Below are 3,308 nucleotides of genomic sequence, written 5' to 3' on the forward strand. Positions count from 1 at the left end.
GCCGTTCACACCGGCAAGATGCTGCAGGCGGCCGAACATTGGCCGATGAATTTCGGCTTCCTCGGTCGTGGTAACTCGCATGTGGCGGCGCCGATGGTCGAGCAGCTCGAGACCGGCGTGATGGGGCTGAAGCTGCACGAGGACTGGGGCTCGATGCCGGCGGCGATCGATTGCTGCCTCAGCGTCGCCGACGAATACGACTACCAGGTCCAGATCCACACCGACACGCTGAACGAGTCGGGATTCGTCGAGGATACGCTGGCGGCGATCGGTGGCCGCACCATCCACATGTATCACACCGAAGGCGCCGGCGGCGGCCACGCGCCCGATATCATCCGCGTCGCCGGCGAGATGCACTGCCTGCCGTCGTCGACCAATCCGACCAATCCCTACACGGTCAACACCTTCGACGAACATCTCGACATGACGATGGTGTGCCACCATCTCAACCCGGCGATCCCCGAGGACGTCGCCTTCGCCGAGAGCCGCATCCGCGCCCAGACCATCGCGGCCGAGGACGTGCTGCACGACATCGGCGCGATCTCGATGCTCGGCTCCGACAGCCAGGGCATGGGCCGCATTCACGAAGTGATCTGCCGCACCTGGCAGCTCGCCTCGAAGATGAAGCAGCAGCGCGGCGCCCTGCCTGAAGACAAGCCCGGCATGGGCGACAACGCCCGCATCAAGCGCTACATCGCCAAGTACACCATCAACGCCGCCAAGACCTTCGGCATCGCCGATCACATCGGCTCGCTGGAAGACGGCAAGCTCGCCGACATCGTGGTGTGGCGGCCGGCGTTCTTCGGCATCAAGCCGGAGCTGGTGATCAAGGGCGGCTTCATCGCCTGGGGCGCGATGGGCGACAGTGCCGCGTCGCTGATGACCTGCGAGCCCTTGTTGATGCGGCCGCAATGGGGCGCGTTCGGCCGCGCGCCGGCGGCGCTGTCGGCCTGTTTCGTGCATCCGCTGGCGATCCAGGGCGGCCTCGCCGGCAAGCTCGGCCTGTCGAAGTCGCTGCTGCCGGTGAAGGGCACGCGCAAGCTCACCAAGCGCGACATGCTGCACAACGACGCCTGTCCGAAGATCACCGTCAATCCCGAGACCTTCGACGTCTATGTCGACGGCGAACTTGCGACCTGTGAACCGGCCACTGAACTGCCGCTGGCGCGGCGCTATATGTTGAGGTGAGACGATGAGCGTGCACGAATTGCCGCCGCTCGTCGGCGCCGAGGCGCGGCCGTCGGTAGCGGCGCGGATCGGCATTGGCGGTCCGGTCGGCTCCGGCAAGACGGCGCTGATCGAGGCGCTGATCCCGGTGCTGCAGAAACGCGGCATCGACTTCGCGGTCGTCACCAACGATCTTGTCACCAAGGAGGATGCCGAGCGGCTGCGCCGCTCCGGGCTGATCGACCCGGCGCGGGTGTCGGCCGTCGAAGCCGGCGCCTGTCCGCACACCGTGATCCGCGAGGACCCGACGCTGAACATCGCTGCCGGCGATGATCTGGAGGCGAAGTTTCCCGGACTCGAACTGATCCTGTTCGAATCCGGCGGTGATAATCTGGCCTCGACCTTCTCGCTCGATCTGGTCGACTGGTGGATCTTCGTCATCGACGTTGCTGGAGGAGACGACATTCCGCGCAAGAAGGGGCCGGGTGTGTTGAAATGCGATCTGCTGGTCGTCAACAAGGTCGATCTCGCGCCTCATGTCGGCGTCGCGCTGGAGCCGATGCTGGCGGAAGCGCAGCGCGTGCGCGCCGGCAAGCCGGTGATCGCCACCAATGCGCGCTCCGGTCTGGGCGTGGATGCCATCGCCGATGCAATTAGCTCTGCCGTCCTGTTTCGCGCCTGACCGCGCCCGAGTCAGCGCCGCACGGCTCACCGCCGAATTCGCCGGTGGCCGCACCATTCTGCGCCGTCAGCAGGTCGGCTATCCCTGGCATCTCGGTCGCGGCTTCTATCTGGATGCCGAGAAACGCGATCTGCTGACGCTGTATCTGCAATCGGCGTCCGGCGGCATGTATGCGGGCGACGACCTCAGCTTCGACGTCGAAGTCGGCGCCGGCGCGGCGCTGCATCTCACCACCCAGGCGGCGACGCTGGTCCACGCCTGCCGCGATGCCGCGGCCTCGCTGCGCCAGCGTGTTCACGTCGCCGCGGGCGGCTTCGCGGCGCTGACCAACGATCCCTACATTCTGTTTCCTGAAGCCGAGCTGCAGCTCGCGACCAGCGTGGTGGTTGATGCCGAAGGCGTGCTGATCCTCGCCGATGGCTTCGGCGCGCATCGGCCGACGCGGTTCGAAGGCACGTTCACGCGGTTTAGCAGCGAACTGCGTGTGGCGCGGCCAGACGGCAGCCTGCTGCTGCTCGATCGCGGCACGCTACGCGGCGCCGATCTCGGCAATGCCTACGATGCGCTCGGTGGCGCCGGGGCGGCCGGATCGTTCATCGTCATCGCCCCGGCGGAGCGGTTGCCGACACCCGAAGTGATCGAAGCGGCGGCTGAGCAGGTCGGCTGTTTTGCGGGCGTCTCGACAGCGCCGAACGAGGCCGGCTTGGTTATACGCATGACCGCGCCGGACGGCGGTGGTCTGACGCGCGGCCTGACCGCTGCGTTTCACGTCATCGCCGAGGCGGCACTCGGCTTACCGCTGGCGGTGCGGCGGAAGTAAGCGTGTAATTGGCGCTGCGTAGTATCCCTGCAGGTAAAACCTCATGGTGAGGAGGCGCGTAGCGCCGTCTCGAACCATGGCCGCAGGTACCCGTGGCCTCATCCTTCGAGACGCCCCCGGCTACGCCCTGCGGGCTACGCCGAGGCTCCTCAGGATGAGGACTCAGTGCGGTGCTTCCATCACCGCCGCGCCAGCCGGAAGTACAATTCGGACAGCCGTGCCGGCAGGTCTTCGACGCGGTGGACCAGCATGGTGTTGCCGCGGCCGAAGATGCGCGCAGCGGCGGTCATGCCGGTACTGCCGAGCACGACGCCGAAGGCGTCGATGCCGCGGGCGTGCAGGCCGACCGCGGCGCGGCGGGCGTCTTCGATCAGGTCGGCGGGATCTTTGACGTCGATGTCGGACGGCTCGCCGTCGGTCAGCACCAGCACCAGCTTGCGGAAACTGCGGGCCTCGCCGATCACCGCGCCGGCGTGGCGCAGCGCGGTGCCGAGCCGCGTCGAGTAGCCGGAGGCGAGGCCGTCGAGCCGCGCCATTGCATCAAGACCGTGGGGCTCAGCGAATGCCTTGACGGTGGTGAGTTTGACGTCGTCGCGGCCGTCGGAGGCGAAAGCCTGCAGGCCGAACGGATCGCCGAGC

At 67.1% G+C, this 3,308-nt stretch carries 4 protein-coding genes; 3 read left to right on the plus strand and 1 reads right to left on the minus strand.

Features of this window, described 5'->3' with window-relative positions:
• From I5M_RS07975 to I5M_RS07985, 3 genes are all read left to right on the plus strand, one after another.
• A partial coding sequence (locus tag I5M_RS07975; protein ID WP_022720919.1) for an urease subunit alpha occupies nt 1-1,188 on the plus strand: 1,188 nt, incomplete at its 5' end.
• 4 nt (nt 1,189-1,192) lie between these two features.
• A complete protein-coding gene (gene ureG, locus I5M_RS07980) occupies nt 1,193-1,849 on the plus strand; it encodes an urease accessory protein UreG (RefSeq protein WP_022720920.1) in 657 nt (218 codons plus the stop codon).
• A complete protein-coding gene (locus I5M_RS07985; protein ID WP_022720921.1) occupies nt 1,815-2,669 on the plus strand; it encodes an urease accessory protein UreD in 855 nt (284 codons plus the stop codon). Before ureG ends, I5M_RS07985 begins: the two co-directional genes overlap by 35 nt.
• Before the next feature lie 179 nt (nt 2,670-2,848).
• On the opposite strand, the gene I5M_RS07990 is transcribed toward I5M_RS07985, so the two are convergent.
• The coding region (locus I5M_RS07990; protein ID WP_031335842.1) for a VWA domain-containing protein at nt 2,849-3,308 on the minus strand (460 nt) is incomplete at its 5' end.

Origin of the sequence: Rhodopseudomonas sp. B29 (assembly GCF_000333455.1) — a bacterium.
Lineage (GTDB): Bacteria > Pseudomonadota > Alphaproteobacteria > Rhizobiales > Xanthobacteraceae > Rhodopseudomonas.

Bases quoted from the DNA above. Each gene is read 5' to 3' on its own strand.
- ureG (WP_022720920.1), top strand. From the start codon at position 1,193: ATGAGCGTGCACGAATTGCCGCCGCTCGTCGGCGCCGAGGCGCGGCCG.
- I5M_RS07985 (WP_022720921.1), top strand. From the start codon at position 1,815: ATGCAATTAGCTCTGCCGTCCTGTTTCGCGCCTGACCGCGCCCGAGTC.